We start from the raw sequence: 17,231 nt of genomic DNA, 5'->3' as shown, positions 1-17,231 counted from the left end.
ATAAACTATACTAACATTGTTAGCGTTTGCTATATGTATTATTATTGTTTTTTATACACAAATACTTATCTTCAAAATAAATTATTCAATGTGAATGTATATTTTTTACATAATAACAAATTAAATTTGTAAAGTATTAAAACTTATGTGTAATCCAGATATGTTAAAACTTTACAAATTCTTTAAAAAAAGTAACAATAAATATAGTGAACAATAAGGAGAGGACTTTTTAATGCGTGTTAATAAAATCGATTTTCACTTTTCAAAACTCAGATATCAACCTGATTTTGAACATTTCTCGGATGAAGAGTTCCAACAGATCAAGGAACATACTGTTCTTCGTTCCTATAAGAAAGGACAAATCCTTTTTGATGATGGAGATCCTAGACAACGGTTATATATCTTGACCAAAGGACTTGTTCGTTTAGAACGTTACGATGAAAGTGCCACCTATTATTATTATGATTACGTGACTACCAATAACCTTTTTCCTATGTCAGGAATGTTCGGAGAAGAGACCTACACTTATACAGCTCAAGCGATGACTGATATCGAAACTTTCTATCTTCCTGTTTCCTACTATGAAAAATTAGCACGAAAAAATCCTGAACAACTGATCTATATGATCCAAAAAATTTCTAAAGTAGTCGAAATACATGAGTTACGTATCCAAATTGGATTAACTTCCAGTGCTTTTGACCGAGTGAAACAAAATCTATTCATTTTGAAAGAAGAACTTGGCGTACCAACAAAAGACGGCCATATCACCATTCCTTATCCAATTACCTTAAAAGAATTAGCAGTGAATAGCGGCACGACACGGGAAACTGCTGGACAAGTAATCAAACAACTACGTGATTCAGGATTGTTAGATTATCACAAAAAGCATTTTACTTTCTGTAAGACCGCTACTACTCCAGCTATGAGAGAATAACGCGACAAAAATAAACAGCGATCCTGATATTTATCGGAGTCGCTGTTTATTTTTGTTTCGTCTATTCAAGTGATTGGTAATAATAAGTGAGATCACTCTCTTTTTTTGTTCCATTGTAAACTACACCTAATATATTTGCTTTTGCAATCTGCAACAGTTCTTTCGCTTTTAACAACTCTTGTTTCTTTGTCTTTCTTTCTCTGACAACAAGTAGCGTTCCATCCGTTTTTGCTGCAAGGATTTGAGCATCCGTTACAGTTGCTACCGGAGGCATATCAAAGATGACCAGATCAAAGTCAAGTATCAGTTCCTCTATTATCTCTTCCATTCTTTTCGTCCCTAAAACTTCCGAAGGATTCGGCGGCTTTGGACCACTGGGCAAGACCCAAAGATTTTCTATATGTGTTTCAGTTATGTAATCGTCCGCTATCCGTTCACGCTCACTAAGTAAATTACTCAATCCTTCATTATGTGGCAATTGAAAAGACAATGCTACAGTTGGTTTCCTCAAATCCGCATCTACAAGTAAGACCTGTTTTCCACTATTTGCAAAAACTACTGCTAGATTAGCGGCAGTAATAGATTTCCCTTCATCTGGGCCGGAAGAAGTGATGACCAATGTATTCAATTCCCGATCAATCGCTGCAAACTGGATGTTGGACCGGATCGTTCGATATTTCTCGGCAGTAATCGATTGATCAGCTAGTGCAACTAAAGGAACCGGAGAGGCAGCTATTTTCTTTTTTTTCATATTCTCTCTACTTTCTTTTTTCATTTTGTATTCAGACTTTCTATGTACACGAATAAATCCTATGATTTATTGAATTAATCATAGCACAGGAAAAAAACGAACACAATTTATATAATAACTATTTTTTATTATATAAAATAGCATAAAACGTTTTGAAAATAAGCTCTAATATAAATTTAAATAACACATACTATTAAAAGTAGACAAAAAAATAGGGTTGTGACAAAAATCTGTCACAACCCTTATTACAATAAATAGTGTTCAAAAGCTTGCATCTACGGTAATAAATTCAACCAAATCAAAAACATGTGAAGCTGTTTTTTTCTTTGCTGTTCTTATAACTTGATGCAAGGCAGCTTTTTCGCACTCTCTTTCATTTATTCAGATAAAACCAAGCTTGGATCAGCATTCAACTGATAGCTGGCAAAATTTCTTTTTTGCATTTCCACATGTGCTGCTGCTCCAATCATTGCAGCATTATCTCCACAAAGTCTCAGAGGTGGAATCACTAATTCTACTTCAGGGAGTTTAGCTGACAGAGCAGCTTGCAATCCTTCACGCAACCCTTGATTGGCCGCTACACCTCCAGCTACAATCAGTTGCTTGACTGGATAATTTTGACACGCTCGAAGTGTTTTAGTAATCAATACATCAATCACACTTGCTTGAAAGCTAGCTGCTAAATCATTTTTGTCTAGATCTTCTCCACGCTGTTGTGCATTATGCACCAAATTGATAAATGCACTTTTTAATCCACTAAAACTGAAATCATAATTATCTTCATGGATCATCGCTCGTGGAAAATGATAATTATCTTTTCCTTGATGAGCTAGCTGATCGATTTCTTTTCCACTTGGATAAGAAAGACCTAATACTCTTCCAACTTTGTCATAAGCTTCTCCTGCTGCGTCATCTCTTGTCTCCCCAATGATTTCATATGATCCATCTTCTTGCATATAGACTAATTCTGTATGTCCTCCGCTAACAAGAAGTGCCATCAATGGAAACTGGAATGGTTTGACCAGACGTGCGGCATAAATATGACCTGCCATATGGTTCACAGGAATCAGCGGCAATTGGTGTGCCCAAGCAAAAGCCTTAGCTGCAGAAATACCAATCAATAAAGAGCCGACGAGTCCAGGCCCATAAGTGACAGCGACTGCCGATAAATCTTTTGCCGATACACCAGCTTCTACCAGTGCATCTTCCAAGCATAAGGTTATTTGTTCTACATGATGGCGGCTAGCTACTTCAGGCACCACTCCGCCAAAACGTTTATGACTGTTTATTTGGGAAGCAACGATGTTAGATAAGATCTCTGTTCCATTTCTAACGACCGCTACACTCGTTTCATCACAACTTGATTCAATTGCCAGAATCAATTCTTCATTCATTTTATCGTCTCCGTTTTTAACTTTCTGCTCATAATGATCGCATCTTCTGTCGGATTGCGATAATATGATTTCCGTTTACCTAATATACGGAACTTTTCTGATTCATAAAGTTTTCTTGCTGCTTCATTAGACAGACGTACTTCTAAAAAAACATGCAGCGAATCTTTTATTTGTTCCGCAATCAGCAGATGTAGCAAATGCCGTGCATAGCCTTTTCCTTGTTCTGAAACTGCAACAGCGATATTTGTGATTTCGACTTCATCCATTACTTTCGAATACCCGACAAAACCACAGATCTGGTTATCTTCAACTAAAAGCAAATAATCCGTGTGGGGCTGTTGGATATCTGTCAAAAACTGCATCTTCGTCCAAGGTGAGCCATATGGATAAGCATTTTCGCTAATTGCCCATACGCATTCTGCCAAATATGCTTCTTCAAAATCTTTTTTTCTGCAAATCAACTAATCTCACTCATTTTCTAAAATTTTTATCATATCCAACGCATCTTCTTTTGTTTCAGTGTAATATCTTTTTTTGATCGTCGTTGCTTGAAACCCTAATTTCCGATAAAGTCTTTGCGCATCCTGATTACTCATACGTACTTCCAATGACATCGTCTCACAGCGATTCATTATAGCAAAGTTCTCGATTTCGTCAATAAGCAGCGAACCGATTCGTTTACGCTGATATGCCGGTCGAACAGCAATATTCGTGATATGACAATCTAAACCGAACGCCCTTGAACCGACAAACCCGATCATTCTTCCATTATCAAAGATCCCTAAATATAGATGAGGGAGCGGTGACTTCAACTCTGACATAAAAGCACTTTTTGTCCATGGCAACTCGCCATTATAGACTTCTCGTTCGACATCCAACAGCTCTTTGATATCTTCTGTAGTCAATTCTCTTAGTATATAGCGACGATCGATTTGTTCGATTGTTTTTTCTGTATAGATCATTTTATCTTGAAAAAGGCTTCTAGCATATGCTTTAAATTTTTTCAACATAGCTTTCGTCTCCAGGCGTGTGCGTCTCTAACCATTTCTCTTCAGCTTCTACTCGTTTTAAATAACGAGGGAGAAAAGCTTGTTTATCTGCAGCTGGTTCATCCAACGCACCTAATTGAGCCACAGTCACACCACTTGGGATATCCCATGCTGGAACTGTATTAATCATCGCATCAGGCAGCATTTCTTTTATTTCAGAGATGAATTTATGACAATCACTCCCAACGAAATAAATAGCTTCATTCAGCTCTTGTAGTTGTGCAAACAAATCAGAAGCAGCAATATGTACATCTTCAAGTACAGTTTCTAATCTATTTTCTTTCCAGCGGTATGCCCCAGCATAGACATTTTTTCTTCGAGCATCAAACATGGGCACAATCATTTTATTCACCCCGACGCAATTAGCCGCGATGGCTTTCAGGCTAGACACTCCTATTAGATCTTTATCTAGTGTATAAGCAATCGTTTTCGCTGTCGTTACACCTATACGAAGTCCGGTATAAGAACCGGGACCATCAGAAACCGCGATTCGGTCAATGTTTTGGGGACTCATTTGAAGATCTGCAAACAATTGGTCAATGGCAGGCATCAGCGTCACACTGTGGTTGCGTTTGATATTTGTCTGTATTTGCCCAAGAATTTGTTTGTCTTCCACCACACCGATCGCCAAAGTTTGATTTGCAGTATCTATTCCTAATGTAATCATATATTTGATCCTTTCTGCTATAACATTCTTGCCTTCCATTGTAGCATACTTTTTTATTCCAATGATGAAAATATCAAAGGCAAAACTAGTACAATGATACATGATTATCTGCTGACCGGCAAATCTAGTTTCTTCTTTACATACACAAAAAAAGCTGCGGTATCACGACACTTTACCACAACTTTTTCTTTTTTTATTTCGTCGACTCTCGAACAATCAACTCTGTTTCCACAATGATTTTTCTTGAAACTGGTGCTTTGGAATTACTTAGTTGAAGGATCGTCTCCACTGCTAGCTCTCCCATCCATTCCGTATAAACTTTCACAGTAGAAAGAGAGGGTGTTACATATTTCGCTACACTGACATCGTTGAAACCCATCACGGAAATATCTTCTGGCACCGTTAAACCTGTTTCTTGAATCGCTTTCAGCGCGCCAATCGCTAATGCATCATTAGCCGCAAAAAGTGCATCAGGAATCTGCTCATTTGTTTTTAAATATTTTTTAACCGCTTGATAGCCTGACTCGACAGAAAAATCTGCTTCGATAATTGAACCTTCGTCGTAGCCTTTTTCTGCTAAAACTTGTTGGAATGCCATGATTCTAGGATCCCTTAGTCGCTGATGGTTTTTCTTTGTATATTCTGTTCCAGCAAGCATCGCGATATGTTGTGCATCCTGGGAAACAAAGTGCTCAATGACTTTTTGAACACTCGACTTAAAATCGACAACTATAGAATCGATTCCTTGAGAAGTGCCATCAGAATCTACCAGAAGCAGGGCTTGTTGAGATTGTTTCAAATCCAACAGCTGAGCTTCATCGAATTTCCCTAATGCGATCGTTCCATCCGCTGGAAGCTCACTAATGGAATCCCACGTTTCTTTCAACAAAGTAACGTTTGCTTCTTCTGCCTTTTTTTCGATTCCTAAACGAATAGACAAATAATAAAGATCTTCAAGTTCTTCTGTATCATCGTACCATTGGATCAGACGAAGGGTTTGCTTAGCATTCGCTGCATTTTTGCGGTGCTTCGTATAATTCAAGCGTTCCGCTGCTTCAAAAATTTTTTGCTTTGTGGCTAAGCCGACGGAAAGTTCAGGATCGTAGTTGAGCACTCTTGAAACAGTAGCAGGAGAAACTCCTGCCAACTGAGCGATGTCTTTAATTGTTGCCATTTGTCTCTCCTCCTTTTTTTCCGTTTATAAAATCGCAGTAAACCGCTCAAACGCTGCTTGACCTTTTTCATCTCGCTTGAATACTCCAGCATCTTCCAAGACACGAGCAAAAACCTGACCTACAGCTTTTTGTACAACATCAGTGACCGCGTCTTTCGTCAAATCAGGATGCTCTTTTTTCAACTGTTCTGCCCATGGACGATGATATTCAGCCATCTGGTTTTCTTCTCCCAATAAGAACCGCTCTACTTCTGCTAGTTCCGGTTTCAAACGAGGTGGTAAAACAGCAAGCCCCATTACTTCGATCAATCCAATGTTCTCTTTCTTGATATGTTGGACATCTTTATGCGGATGAAAAATACCATCAGGATGTTCATCTGAAACATTATTGTCTCGAAGGACAAGGTCCAGTTCAAAATAATTGTCCCTTCTTCGTGCAATTGGCGTAATCGTGTGGTGTGGTGTACCATCTGCTGAAAAAGCCTGGATTTCTACTGTTTCATCCGAATATTCTTTCCACTTTTCCAACACTGAATTGGCTGCTTCAATCAGCAACTCTTTATCTGTTGATTGCAAACGGATCACAGACATCGGCCATTTCACAACTCCTGCGATGACTTGCGGATAATCTGCTAATTTGATGAGTTTTTCTATTGGTGCTTTTGCCATAGGAAATTCATGACGTCCTGCCTGATAATGATCATGAGAAAGAATCGATCCTCCAACAATCGGCAAGTCAGCATTTGAACCAACAAAGTAATGAGGCAAGACTTCAGTAATCCGAAGCAGTCTAACAAATGTTTCCTTTGAAATTTTCATTGGGCGGTGCTGCTCCGATAAAATGATCGAATGCTCATTGTAATAAGCATAAGGAGAATATTGGAATCCCCAGCTTTCACCGTCTAGATTCATTCGAATGATTCGATGATTGGTACGGGCTGGATAATTCAAGCGTCCTCTATATCCTTCATTTTCCATACACAGCATACATGTAGGATAATCTACTTTGGCTGCCTCGCGTTCTGCCGCAATTTGTTTTGGATCTTTTTCTGGTTTAGATAAATTGATCGTGATTTCCAATTCACCATATGCTGACTCTGCTGGAAATTTGATATTTTTAGCGATGGCTCTTGTTTTGATGTAATCATTTTTCTTACTTAAATCAAAGAAATAATCAGTTGCTTCCTCTGGACTTTTCGAATAATGCTGTGCAAAGAATGCATTGACAACGGAAGGCGGCGGTGTAAGAAAATCCATCAATTGTGCTTCAAAAATCTCTTGTTCTGCTGGTAATTCTGAAAGAACACCATTTTCTCTTGCCTTAGCGACAAGCTGGTCCAATAAGTCTACTGATTCTTCCTTAACTGGTCTTACTTCGACGCTTTCTAGAGCGTCTTCTCCTACCATCCCTAAAAGACGATTCTGTAAATATAAGCGGTCCATTTCCATCCATCCGCCAGCTTCGATCGCAAGTGTGGCAAAATCACAAATCGTTTGACTGATTGACATATCTCATTCCCCTATTCTTCATAACCATTTGGATGGCTGACATGCCAATCCCATGCTGTTTTGATAATTGCTTTGATATCTGTGTATTCAGGTTTCCAGCCCAGAATCTCTCTCGCTTTTTCACTTGAAGCGACTAATCGGCTAGGATCTCCAGCTCTTCTTGGTGCTATTTCTGCTGGGATTTCTTTCCCTGTCACTTCTCTAGCTGCTTCTAACATTTCTTTGACCGAGTACCCTTTATTACTGCCTAAATTGAAGAAGTTGCTTTCGTTTCCTTCTTTCAAGTATTCCAAAGCTAAAATATGTGCGGCAATCAAGTCTTCTACTTGAACATAATCTCTAATACATGTTCCGTCTGGTGTATCGTAATCGTCTCCATAAACAGCCAATGCTTTTCTTTGACCAAGAGCTACTTGTAAAATGATTGGGACAAGATGCGTTTCTGGTGTATGATCTTCTCCGATAGATGCATCTGCTTTTGCTCCGGCTACATTGAAGTAGCGCAAAGCGACATAGCGCATGCCATACGCTTGGTCACACCACTTCATCATTTTTTCCATCATCAATTTGCTTTCACCATACGGATTTTTAGGATTAGTTGGTGTATTTTCCGTGATTGGAGACTCTTTCGGCTCTCCATAAGTTGCTGCAGTAGAAGAGAATACGATTTTATTCACGTTGAACTCATGCATAACTTCAAGTAAGATTTGCATACCATATACGTTGTTGTTAAAATACATCAATGGTTTTTCGACAGATTCTCCTACTAAAGAGCTTGCAGCAAAATGGATTACTCCTTCAATCGGTTCCTTTTCAAATACGGAACGTAGAAATTCTTTATCCCGAATATCACCTTCATAAAAATGAGCATCTGGATGTACTGCTTGTTTGTGACCTGTGAGTAAATTATCTACCACAGCGACTTGATACCCCTTTTGAACTAGCTGGTCTACAGCGTGCGAACCGATATAGCCGGCTCCGCCTAGTACTAAAATTGTCATAAAAAACACTCCTTTGATTAGTGAAATTGTGTTTGTTGATTCTATATAATTTAAAAAACGAAGTCTACTTTTATGGTGGAAAAGAAGAAAGTAAAATTTCGTAAATATATCTGGTAAATTTATAATAAAACATTTAGTAAACATTTTCAAGGATTTTTTGCAAAGGTTTACAAACAAACGTAAAACTAGCCTTTTTTTCTCTTTTGTTCCATAATAGATATAACAAATAATAAATGAGGTGGATTCAATGAAAAAATTTGTATCTGGAATATTAGTAGGTAGCTTGGCAACAGCCGCTGCCGTTGCTGGTTTGGTCGCTTCTGTGAAAAAAACAGTGATCGATCCGATTGACGAAAAAGAGGCAATGATCGAAGAAAATCGTAAAAAAGCAATGCGCAAACGCGTTTCTCGTTAATAATTATTTAAAAAATACGCATGAAGACTTGTGAAAGAACAGATAAGTCATCATGCGTATTTTTATTTGTCAGTCAATATAAGTTGTGCTATTTTATCTGCTTGTCTCAAATTCCATGGATCTGTATAAGGTCTAGCTGCTGCTGCAGTTAACCAATCCACACCTTCAACTGGTATTCCATAGCAATAAAAGCCAGACTGGATTTTCCCGGAAGCATCAATCACGCGATTCGTGCCTCGCTCAACATCTATAGCTTCTGAATGATAACTTCCTGTATTATCTGAAAATGAAAAAGGGCGAACAAGTTTATTTTCCTTCAAATTTTTTATGACAGGATTACTTGAACGAGAAAAGCTTGTTTGTGGCAAACGAGCTTCGATCAAATAACGACTGCTGATTTCTTTATCTTGTAGAGAAATAACATAGCTGTTTTGCTTTTGCTGAATATCAAGCGGCGGTTCGATCAAATGAAAAATCCCCGCATCTATCAGTGCTGCTAACTCTTTCGTCCGAATAACTGGCGGACCAATCGTTAAAAAGCTGTTTAGATGAGTAAACCATCCCCACAGTATTTCTTTGTATTCCTTAGCCGAAAAAACGTGCCATTCAATAGCCTGCCGGATTGGATCACGCCAGTCTTTCAATGCATCAAATGTCGAAGTCAATGCCCCTGTGCAATTGCCTTTTTCCGCTTCTTTTATCTGCCCTTCAATAAATGCTCGGCTAGCTTCTGCAAAGGACTCATCCTGATAGGTAAGAGGAGTTTCCAGACATGACCAAGACCATTTGTAAGGAAGTAATGGTGGATACTTTCCAAGACACTCTTCTGAAGAGAGGGAAAGAAAATCATGCTCAAAAGCTTTCCTTGAAATCGGCAAGTGATGTTCTTCGATGATTTTCTTGTAATAAAACAACTCAGCATCTTTTTTCAGATAGTCAAAAAATGTTTCGCCAGTCAAAAGTCCCGATCGATGCCATTGCTCAAGGTTCTCTTTTGTAAGTAGCCGTGGCCATGCCATTGCTCCGCCTTGCTTTTGATTTCTCCCCCGAGGATAATAAGGAAGACCTCTTCTTGACCCGCTGTATACAATCGGTTCCTTGCCAGATGGATGATAGACCAGTTTTCCCTTTTTGTTTTCGAAGCGTCCACCTCTTGATACCGTAAACAATCCGACATAATCAAAAAAGCTTAAACCAAGCCCTCTTAAAAAGACATTTTCTTTTGGCGGTATCCTTGAAAGATCGACATCTGCCGGATTAGAAGGAAGCTGATACAGTAAATCATTTTTCTTTGCATAGTCTACCCAGGCTCTTTCCTCTTCTGTCTGATCATTTTCCCAATGACCGCTCGCTAAAATGAGCTGATCGACAGGATAGCTTTGCTGATCTGTCTGTAAAAGGAAACCGTCTTTTTCTTTGCTGACCTTTTTCACTAAAGAATAGACAAGCTGAGTAGAAGCTGGAAATTCTTCTTGCAACTTTGAGAAAAACCAGCGTTGATAAAGTCCGTATAGGCAACGAGTAGATTGATGATCTTTTTCCAGACGGTTAATTTCTTCTATAAATAGTTGCTTATTTTGGGTTACCGTCTGTTCGATATAATCTGTAGCAGGTCCTTTACTCCATTGAAACAAATTAGGTCCCGGCATTACCGTTCCCCCACTGGACAACGTTTCGTCTGTAAAAAGTGTCACTTGTTGAGAAACAGAGTTCATTAATAATTCTGGTGGCTGATTCAACCGCCAAACTCGACCGCCTGGACCTTCTGGATCAAAAAGAATAAGTTCAAGAGAATGTCTGCTCTGATTATTATGGAGAATCCTTTCTGCTACACTTAATCCTCTAGGTCCGGCACCAATGATCCCTATTTTCATTTGTACACCTCCTTTTCGATAAATTCTTTTAACACAACGGCATGGTTCTGGTGCTCGTTTTTTGCACCATAAACGAAAGTAATGACTGGATGTTCTTTCATAAGTTGGGTGAGTTCGGAAACAGCTCGTGTCTTTTCTTCTTCAAAAGATAATTCTTGCTGATATTTCTTTGCAAATGAAGCAAAACGTTCTGGTACATGATCAAATGCTTTGCGTGCTTCATTACTAGGCGCAATTTCTTTCAACCATAGATCCAAGCGTGCTTTTTCTTTTGAAATTCCTCGTGGCCAGAGCCTATCCACGAGTATCCGAAAGCCATCCTCTTCTTCAGCATCAAGATAAACACGCTTTAATTTGATCATAGTTATTTCCTTCTTTCTGCCTGTTTGCTTTTATATGTAGATAATAGCACAAAATAAAAAATGAACGACACAACTATCCCTCGCGTCGTTCATTTTTTCTTAGTCAATACCTGATTATTGATCTAGCTTTTCCAAAGCTGTCATAAAAATATATGCTTTATACTTTTTTGCTTTTGATTTTTCCAGACCAGCCGTCATAACCACCCTTAAGCAAATAAATCTCTTTATAACCTGCTTTACGTAATTTATTTGCCGTACGGATACTCAAGCTTTTCTTTTGATCGTAGATATAGACAGGTTGGTCTTTTCGAATCGATCCTAGTGAATCTTTCAAAACAGTGTAAGGGATGTTTCTTGCACCTAAGATATGCCCTGCATCAAACACATCTTTTTCGCGAACATCGATTACTTGTGCTTTTCTCATTCCTTCTCGAAACTCTTCTTCTGTCAAAGTCGTTGCTGAACGCTTGGCCATTACTCGTAGATAGACTTCCCAAAAGATGATTGCAAACACAATCAATAGCAAAATGATATTAATTACCCATAAAACCATGTGATGCCTCCGTCTTTTTAAGCAAATTTCAAGGCTAATGAGGCAGCGCCAATGACACCAGCTTCATTTCCAAGCTCTGCTAATTTGATTTTTGTTGATTCTCTTACTTGTGGGAAAGTGAATTCTTTAAAATATTTCTCTACACGGCTGCGTAAAAATTCTCCTGCTGCCGATACTCCGCCGCCTAACACAATACTTGACGGATTCAATGTATTCCCCAAGTTTCCGCAAGCTAAACCTAAATAGAAGCATACGCGATCAACAACCATCAATGCAAACGGATCGTCTTCTTGAGCCATTTCAAAGATATCTTTACTTGTTACTTCTTCACCGTTATCTAACATTGCTTTCAGTTTTGAATCTCCTGCGTATTCTTCTGCCAAGTAACGACCTAGACGTACCACACCAGTAGCGCTAGATACAGTTTCTAAACATCCGCGTTTACCGCAAGTACATTCGAACCCTTCAGGATCCACAGTGATATGGCCGATTTCTCCGCCTGCTCCGCTCACGCCATGGATCAAATTCCCACCAGCAACGATACCACCGCCAACACCTGTTCCTAGAGTAACGAATACAACGTCTGGATCGTTTTCTCCAGCACCTTTCCATCGTTCACCTAAAGCAGCCACATTCGCATCATTATCGATAGCGAATTTGATTCCTGTCCCTGCTTCAATCAATTTTTTCACAAATTGTACTTCTGTCCAGTTCAAGTTATATGCGCCAATAACCGTTCCAGCTTCACTGTCCACGCTTCCTGGAGTACCCATACCGATTCCAATAAAGTCTTCGGCTTTCATATTATATAAATTCAATCGATGGTTGATTGATTCGATGATTTCAGGAACGATATGTTTGCCATCATCCAAAATATTGGTATCGATGCTCCATTTTTGTTGAATCTCTCCTTCTGGTGTTAAAATTGCAAATTTTGCTGTTGTTCCACCTAAATCAATCCCAATAATTTTCTTGTCCATTACAAATTTCCTTTCTTTCGGCTTTCTTCAATTCGGTGCTCTCTTTTTAATATGCGCCACGCTGTCATGTATGTATCATGATCGATCAAACGGCTATCATACAGATTCCGCAATTCAATAGTCATCAATTCAATATCATAGATGCGTGCACCCACATAGATAAAGATGCCAAATTTTTTGAACAGCTGCTGTACATCATATAAGCTCTCCATCTTTAAGCACTTCCTTCATATTATACAAGTAAACCATATTTTTTTAAACCCAGTAAAATACATATTACAAAAAGAAATACAAAAACTAGTGTAGAAAGAATCTTCTGGTGTATCGAATAGCTTGTCTGCTGTTTCGGTAGCCCTAAAATGTTCCCTAATACTAATCCGCCCACCAGTCCGCCGACATGTCCCCAAACATCTACAGAGGTGTCAAGAAGACCAAAAACAAATGTCATCGCAATAAATAAAAGAAAATGTCTGACTAGTTGTTGGATCGCCGTATTATATTTAAAATGAAATCCTAAAATAAACAACGCACCAAACAATCCGAATATCGAAGTGCTTGCACCACCAGACAAAACATTCGCTTCGTTGAAAGCAAAACTTGCTGTATTTCCCATTATTCCGCTGAACATATAGATCAGGAAAAACCGCCAGTGACCGTATATTGCCTCAATTTGTTGCCCCATAAAATACAATATCAGTGAGTTCATGACGAAATGCATCACTCCAAAATGGATGAAGATTGGTGTCACTAAGCGCCACCATTCATTGAAGTGAACAAGATAAGGACCATACATTCCAGTATAATAAGGAATTTCAAGACGCGGAAACAACTCCATTATAATGAAGACTATTGTCTGTATCCCCAAAAAAACATAGGTCCATAACGGTCGCCTCAACCACGCACGCATTTTTATTTGCTGTTGATAATTCATGAAAACCTCCCATTTCATTTTAGTCAATAAATAATTGTTGGATCTTCTGATCAAAACTTTCCGGTTGCCATTGTTCATTCAATTGTTCTCGAAAAACGAGGCTGCATGTTTTTCGATGAAAATTTTTTAAATACCGATCGTAATAACCACCGCCAAAACCAATTCGATAACCGGCTCTATTGTAGATAATCCCTGGTACAATGAGGAGGTCGATCATTTCCGGCAAATAAAGCTTCTCTGATTGTGGCTCGAGAACGCCAAAACTCGAACGTTCAAAAACGGTGTGTTCATCCATTTCATAAAATGCCATCTGACGTTTTGGTAAAGTTTTAGGAACAACTATTTTCTTTTGTTCTTTTTTCGCCCGTTGGATAATCGGCTGTGTATCCAGCTCAAATTCATTTGATAAAGTCGTCCCTATCACTTGTGCCGACTTCCAGTACTCGCTTGCGAATAGCTGTTCACAGATTCGCTGTTCTTTGTCCTTTTTCTTACCGCTTTTGGCCAGATTTTTCAGCTTTTCAATTCCTTGCCGGCGTAATTTTTCTTTTATTTGCTCCAAAAAATCACCCTTCCTTCTCTCATAAAATGGTATAGGAAAAAAAGAAAAATAGCAATCGAACTTTCAAATAAATGTATAAATAAAAGAAAAAGAAGACCTAACAATGATTGGCCTTCTTGCCTTTTAATGAACTTCAACTGCTCAGCACGTGTTTTTGTCTGATAAACAATACATACAGAAAATATGGCGCACCAAAAAAGGCAATCAAAATTCCTGTCGGTATCTCCCCACTTGGTAGAATCACTCGTGCAACAATATCTGCGCTAAGTACAAAAACGGAACCAAACAAACTACTTAGAATAAAGGTCCAGTGATTTTCTTTACGTACGACTAGCTTCGCAGCATGAGGAGCTAGTAGTCCTACAAAGGATAAACTCCCTGTCACCGCTACGCTACCGCTTGCTAAAGCAACAGCTAACAACAAAAGGATTTTTTGACTTTTAGCCACATTTAGCCCTAATCCTTGCGCGCGTTCTTGACCAAATGATAGCAAGCCAATCCGCTGCGCATAAAATCCTCCTAGCGGAATCAAGATAATCGCCCATGGAAGAAGCGCCCAAACATAGGACCAGCTCGCACCCCAAATCGATCCCGCCAACCATGCATTGACAAATCCATAATTTTCCTTTGACAATTGGATGGTACACAACAACGTTAATGCAGAAAGACCAGCATTCACGGCAATACCAGACAATAAGATACGATTCATCCCTAAAAATCCGTTTCGATCATAGGCCGCAAGATACACACAGCAAGCAGCGAGAATACCACCTATAAAGGCTACGACTAGCAACAGAAACGGCAGAGAATATTGTGAAAAGAAACCTAAATAAAGCATCACTAGAAATCCAGCTCCCGCATTAATCCCCAATATGCTAGAATCTGCCAATTCATTTCTCGTCACTCCTTGCAAGATATAGCCAGAAACGCCAAGACAAGCACCTGCTAATAAACTGATCAGTAATCGAGGAACTCGAAACTCTCCAACAATCAGCGCCAAAGAAGAGGAGCCTTTCCCTATGAACGTGTCAAAAAGCTGATCAAGATAAATAAAAGGCGTGCCAATCATCAAACTACCTACAGACAAGACGATAAGTAGAAAAAGCAAGAAATACAACGTCCAATATATTCTTTTCACCGTTGTTCCCTCCTTACTTGTATCAGTAAAAACGGAACGCCAATCAATGCGATGACTAATCCAAAAGGTGTTTCAAAAGGTGGATTGATCATCCTTGCTGCAAAATCCGCCAACATGACCAGTCCGCCTCCAACTAAAAAAGAGACAGGTAGGACATAACGATAGTCTGTCCCAACCATTCCGCGAACAATCGGCGGAACCAACAGCCCAATAAATGAAACAGGTCCGACTAACGAAACGGCAATGGCTGCTAACACTGCAACTAGACAGAAAACAATCAACCGTGTTCGTTTAGGATGACCTCCAAGAGCTAATGCATGGGTTTCACTCAAACTAATCAAGGATATCGCTTTTCCTAATGAAAAAGAAACCAAGACAGCAAGTACATATACAGGGAACAACACTGTTAACTGTTTCCATGTGATATTGGCAGCTCCACCTACAAACCAAAAAGCAAGATCCTGCTGTAGATTAAAAAATTGGGTAAGTGCTTGACTGATTGCAGTAAAAAAAGAACTAATAGCTACGCCAGCTAAAATCAGCTGTAAAGGATTCATGCCCATTTTCGAAAACTGCAAAAAGCCAAATACGAGCAAAGTCACAGCAAAAGAACCTGCCAATGACACCAGAAACACAGAAAAGCCAGAAGCTTTGGGCCAAAAAGCAAAACTAAGAGCCATTGCCAATGAAGCACCAGCGTTGATTCCTAGTAAACCTGAATCTGCTAACGGATTTCTTGTCACTCCTTGCATCAATGCACCGCTCAATGCAAAACAACTCCCTACGAGAAATGCCCCTGCGACCCGAGGCAAGCGAATGTTTCTTATGATTTGATGACTTTGTTTTGATCCATCAAAATCAACCAACGCCTGCCAAAAGGCTATTTTTCCCACACTCGCTGCGCCATTTGAAAGAGCAATAAAAAAAATGATCAAAAGAACAAAACAGATCAAAAGCAAGAGTTTGTTTTTTTTCCTAGCCTTCATAGTTGATCCTCCTGCTCTTTTGGCAACAGATCATACGTCAGAAAAACTGGTTTATTCGTTTTTGGTAGTGTGACAATCGTTGCATCAATCTCAAATATTTTTTTCATACACTCTTTTGTGATCACTTCTTCAGGTGTACCTTCCGTAATTAATTCACCGTTTTTCATTCCTAGTAAATAATCAGAAAAACGTGAAGCAAGATTAATGTCATGGATTGACATCAAGATCGTTGTTTGTTTTATTTGATTGATTTGAGTCAATAACTGTAGGATCTCTAATTGGTGTGACGGATCTAAAAACGTCGTCGGCTCGTCCAAGATCAAGATATCTGTTTCCTGAGCAAGTGCCATAGCGATCCAGACACGCTGAGTTTGTCCACCAGACAACGTTGCGATATCTCGCGTGCGATATCCAGACAAACCTGTTGCATCCAAAGCCCACTCGATTGCTTCATGATCTTGTGCATCCATACCGCTAAACAGTTTTTGATAGGGATATCGTCCGTAAGATACTACTTCTTCTACTGTCATACCTATAGGATGTTCACTAGTTTGTGCTAATAAAGCAATTTTTTTTGCAAGTTCTTTTGAACTGTATGTAGATATATCAGAGTCATTGACAATGATCTTTCCTGATTTCACAGGTAGTATACGGGTAAAGCTTTTCAATAAAGTAGATTTTCCACTTCCGTTTGGCCCAATCAAGCTCGTGATTTTCCCTTCAGGAATCGTAACAGACATGTTTTCAATAATTTTTTTATTTTCGTAGCCGGCTGCAATATCAGCTGCCCTTAGTCTCGTCATTTCACCCATCCTTTCGCTGAAAATCATTCTCAATTATGACGCTGTTTCACTCTTTCGTCAAGCGCTACTTTCATATCTATAGCTAAATGAAGCGGTTGACAGCATTCGAAATATCAGGAATAATAACCAATGAGAAAGATTCTCAATT

20 protein-coding genes are annotated in these 17,231 nt (G+C 39.0%); 2 read left to right on the top strand and 18 right to left on the bottom strand.

The annotated features are described in order from the left end of the window. Positions 1–232: 232 nt before the first annotated feature. A complete protein-coding gene (locus tag A5816_RS03560; RefSeq protein ID WP_086310729.1) occupies positions 233–934 on the top strand; it encodes a Crp/Fnr family transcriptional regulator in 702 nt (233 codons plus the stop codon). 61 nt (positions 935–995) lie between these two features. Here the strand turns inward: A5816_RS03560 and A5816_RS03555 are convergent, their stop codons facing one another. From A5816_RS03555 to galE, 8 genes are all read right to left on the bottom strand, one after another. Further along, positions 996–1,685 (bottom strand): CpsD/CapB family tyrosine-protein kinase, encoded by a 690-nt coding sequence (locus A5816_RS03555; protein ID WP_086311164.1) that lies wholly within the window; start codon positions 1,683–1,685, stop codon positions 996–998. 377 nt (positions 1,686–2,062) lie between these two features. Next, the gene (gene tsaD / locus A5816_RS03550; protein ID WP_086310728.1) at positions 2,063–3,079 is read right to left on the bottom strand and encodes a tRNA (adenosine(37)-N6)-threonylcarbamoyltransferase complex transferase subunit TsaD; all 1,017 of its coding nucleotides are present in this window, start codon (positions 3,077–3,079) and stop codon (positions 2,063–2,065) included. After that, complete coding sequence (gene rimI / locus A5816_RS03545) at positions 3,076–3,540, bottom strand: ribosomal protein S18-alanine N-acetyltransferase (RefSeq protein WP_086310727.1); 465 nt, start codon at positions 3,538–3,540, stop codon at positions 3,076–3,078. Before rimI (A5816_RS03545) ends, tsaD begins: the two co-directional genes overlap by 4 nt. A gap of 6 nt (positions 3,541–3,546) precedes the next feature. Beyond that, positions 3,547–4,089: a ribosomal protein S18-alanine N-acetyltransferase gene (gene rimI, locus A5816_RS03540; RefSeq protein WP_086310726.1), complete on the bottom strand. Its 543-nt coding sequence runs from the start codon at positions 4,087–4,089 to the stop codon at positions 3,547–3,549. Next, positions 4,073–4,795: a tRNA (adenosine(37)-N6)-threonylcarbamoyltransferase complex dimerization subunit type 1 TsaB gene (gene tsaB, locus A5816_RS03535; protein WP_206676050.1), complete on the bottom strand. Its 723-nt coding sequence runs from the start codon at positions 4,793–4,795 to the stop codon at positions 4,073–4,075. The genes rimI (A5816_RS03540) and tsaB overlap by 17 nt, the downstream gene beginning before the upstream one ends. A gap of 193 nt (positions 4,796–4,988) precedes the next feature. Then, the gene (locus A5816_RS03530) at positions 4,989–5,969 is read right to left on the bottom strand and encodes a LacI family DNA-binding transcriptional regulator (RefSeq protein ID WP_086310724.1); all 981 of its coding nucleotides are present in this window, start codon (positions 5,967–5,969) and stop codon (positions 4,989–4,991) included. 24 nt (positions 5,970–5,993) lie between these two features. After that, positions 5,994–7,478: a UDP-glucose--hexose-1-phosphate uridylyltransferase gene (gene galT / locus A5816_RS03525; RefSeq protein WP_086310723.1), complete on the bottom strand. Its 1,485-nt coding sequence runs from the start codon at positions 7,476–7,478 to the stop codon at positions 5,994–5,996. An 11-nt stretch (positions 7,479–7,489) separates the two neighbouring features. Beyond that, on the bottom strand, positions 7,490–8,479 hold the full coding sequence (gene galE, locus A5816_RS03520; protein ID WP_002308878.1) for a UDP-glucose 4-epimerase GalE: 990 nt from the start codon (positions 8,477–8,479) through the stop codon (positions 7,490–7,492). Positions 8,480–8,726: 247 nt separating this feature from the next. Between galE and A5816_RS03515 the strand changes: the two genes are divergently transcribed. Beyond that, positions 8,727–8,894: a DUF3042 family protein gene (locus A5816_RS03515; RefSeq protein WP_002288457.1), complete on the top strand. Its 168-nt coding sequence runs from the start codon at positions 8,727–8,729 to the stop codon at positions 8,892–8,894. A 62-nt stretch (positions 8,895–8,956) separates the two neighbouring features. Here the strand turns inward: A5816_RS03515 and A5816_RS03510 are convergent, their stop codons facing one another. The 10 genes from A5816_RS03510 to A5816_RS03465 form a co-directional block, all read right to left on the bottom strand. After that, positions 8,957–10,768 carry an FAD/NAD(P)-binding domain-containing protein gene (locus tag A5816_RS03510; protein ID WP_086310722.1) on the bottom strand — a complete coding sequence of 604 codons (1,812 nt, stop codon included), beginning with the start codon at positions 10,766–10,768 and terminating at the stop codon, positions 8,957–8,959. Continuing rightward, a complete protein-coding gene (locus tag A5816_RS03505; RefSeq protein WP_086310721.1) occupies positions 10,765–11,130 on the bottom strand; it encodes a DUF488 domain-containing protein in 366 nt (121 codons plus the stop codon). The genes A5816_RS03510 and A5816_RS03505 overlap by 4 nt, the downstream gene beginning before the upstream one ends. A 157-nt stretch (positions 11,131–11,287) precedes the next feature. Further along, complete coding sequence (locus tag A5816_RS03500; RefSeq protein WP_002400381.1) at positions 11,288–11,683, bottom strand: rhodanese-like domain-containing protein; 396 nt, start codon at positions 11,681–11,683, stop codon at positions 11,288–11,290. A gap of 17 nt (positions 11,684–11,700) precedes the next feature. Further along, on the bottom strand, positions 11,701–12,663 hold the full coding sequence (locus tag A5816_RS03495) for an ROK family glucokinase (protein WP_002400383.1): 963 nt from the start codon (positions 12,661–12,663) through the stop codon (positions 11,701–11,703). Next, the gene (locus A5816_RS03490; RefSeq protein ID WP_002293902.1) at positions 12,663–12,875 is read right to left on the bottom strand and encodes a YqgQ family protein; all 213 of its coding nucleotides are present in this window, start codon (positions 12,873–12,875) and stop codon (positions 12,663–12,665) included. Before A5816_RS03490 ends, A5816_RS03495 begins: the two co-directional genes overlap by 1 nt. A 20-nt stretch (positions 12,876–12,895) precedes the next feature. Next, positions 12,896–13,594, bottom strand: a complete 699-nt coding sequence (locus A5816_RS03485; protein ID WP_002308868.1) for a rhomboid family intramembrane serine protease — start codon at positions 13,592–13,594, stop codon at positions 12,896–12,898. A 19-nt stretch (positions 13,595–13,613) separates the two neighbouring features. Beyond that, positions 13,614–14,156, bottom strand: a complete 543-nt coding sequence (locus A5816_RS03480; protein ID WP_086310720.1) for a 5-formyltetrahydrofolate cyclo-ligase — start codon at positions 14,154–14,156, stop codon at positions 13,614–13,616. Between the two features lie 133 nt (positions 14,157–14,289). Then, on the bottom strand, positions 14,290–15,294 hold the full coding sequence (locus tag A5816_RS03475) for an iron ABC transporter permease (protein ID WP_086310719.1): 1,005 nt from the start codon (positions 15,292–15,294) through the stop codon (positions 14,290–14,292). Further along, positions 15,291–16,280: an iron ABC transporter permease gene (locus tag A5816_RS03470; RefSeq protein ID WP_002329357.1), complete on the bottom strand. Its 990-nt coding sequence runs from the start codon at positions 16,278–16,280 to the stop codon at positions 15,291–15,293. The genes A5816_RS03475 and A5816_RS03470 overlap by 4 nt, the downstream gene beginning before the upstream one ends. Beyond that, positions 16,277–17,083 carry an ABC transporter ATP-binding protein gene (locus A5816_RS03465; RefSeq protein ID WP_010732393.1) on the bottom strand — a complete coding sequence of 269 codons (807 nt, stop codon included), beginning with the start codon at positions 17,081–17,083 and terminating at the stop codon, positions 16,277–16,279. The genes A5816_RS03470 and A5816_RS03465 overlap by 4 nt, the downstream gene beginning before the upstream one ends. Between the last annotated feature and the right edge of the window lie 148 nt (positions 17,084–17,231).

Source organism: Enterococcus sp. 3G1_DIV0629, assembly GCF_002141285.1.
Classification (GTDB): Bacteria; Bacillota; Bacilli; order Lactobacillales; family Enterococcaceae; genus Enterococcus_B; species Enterococcus_B lactis.
This window is presented reverse-complemented; position numbering and strand designations above follow the sequence as displayed.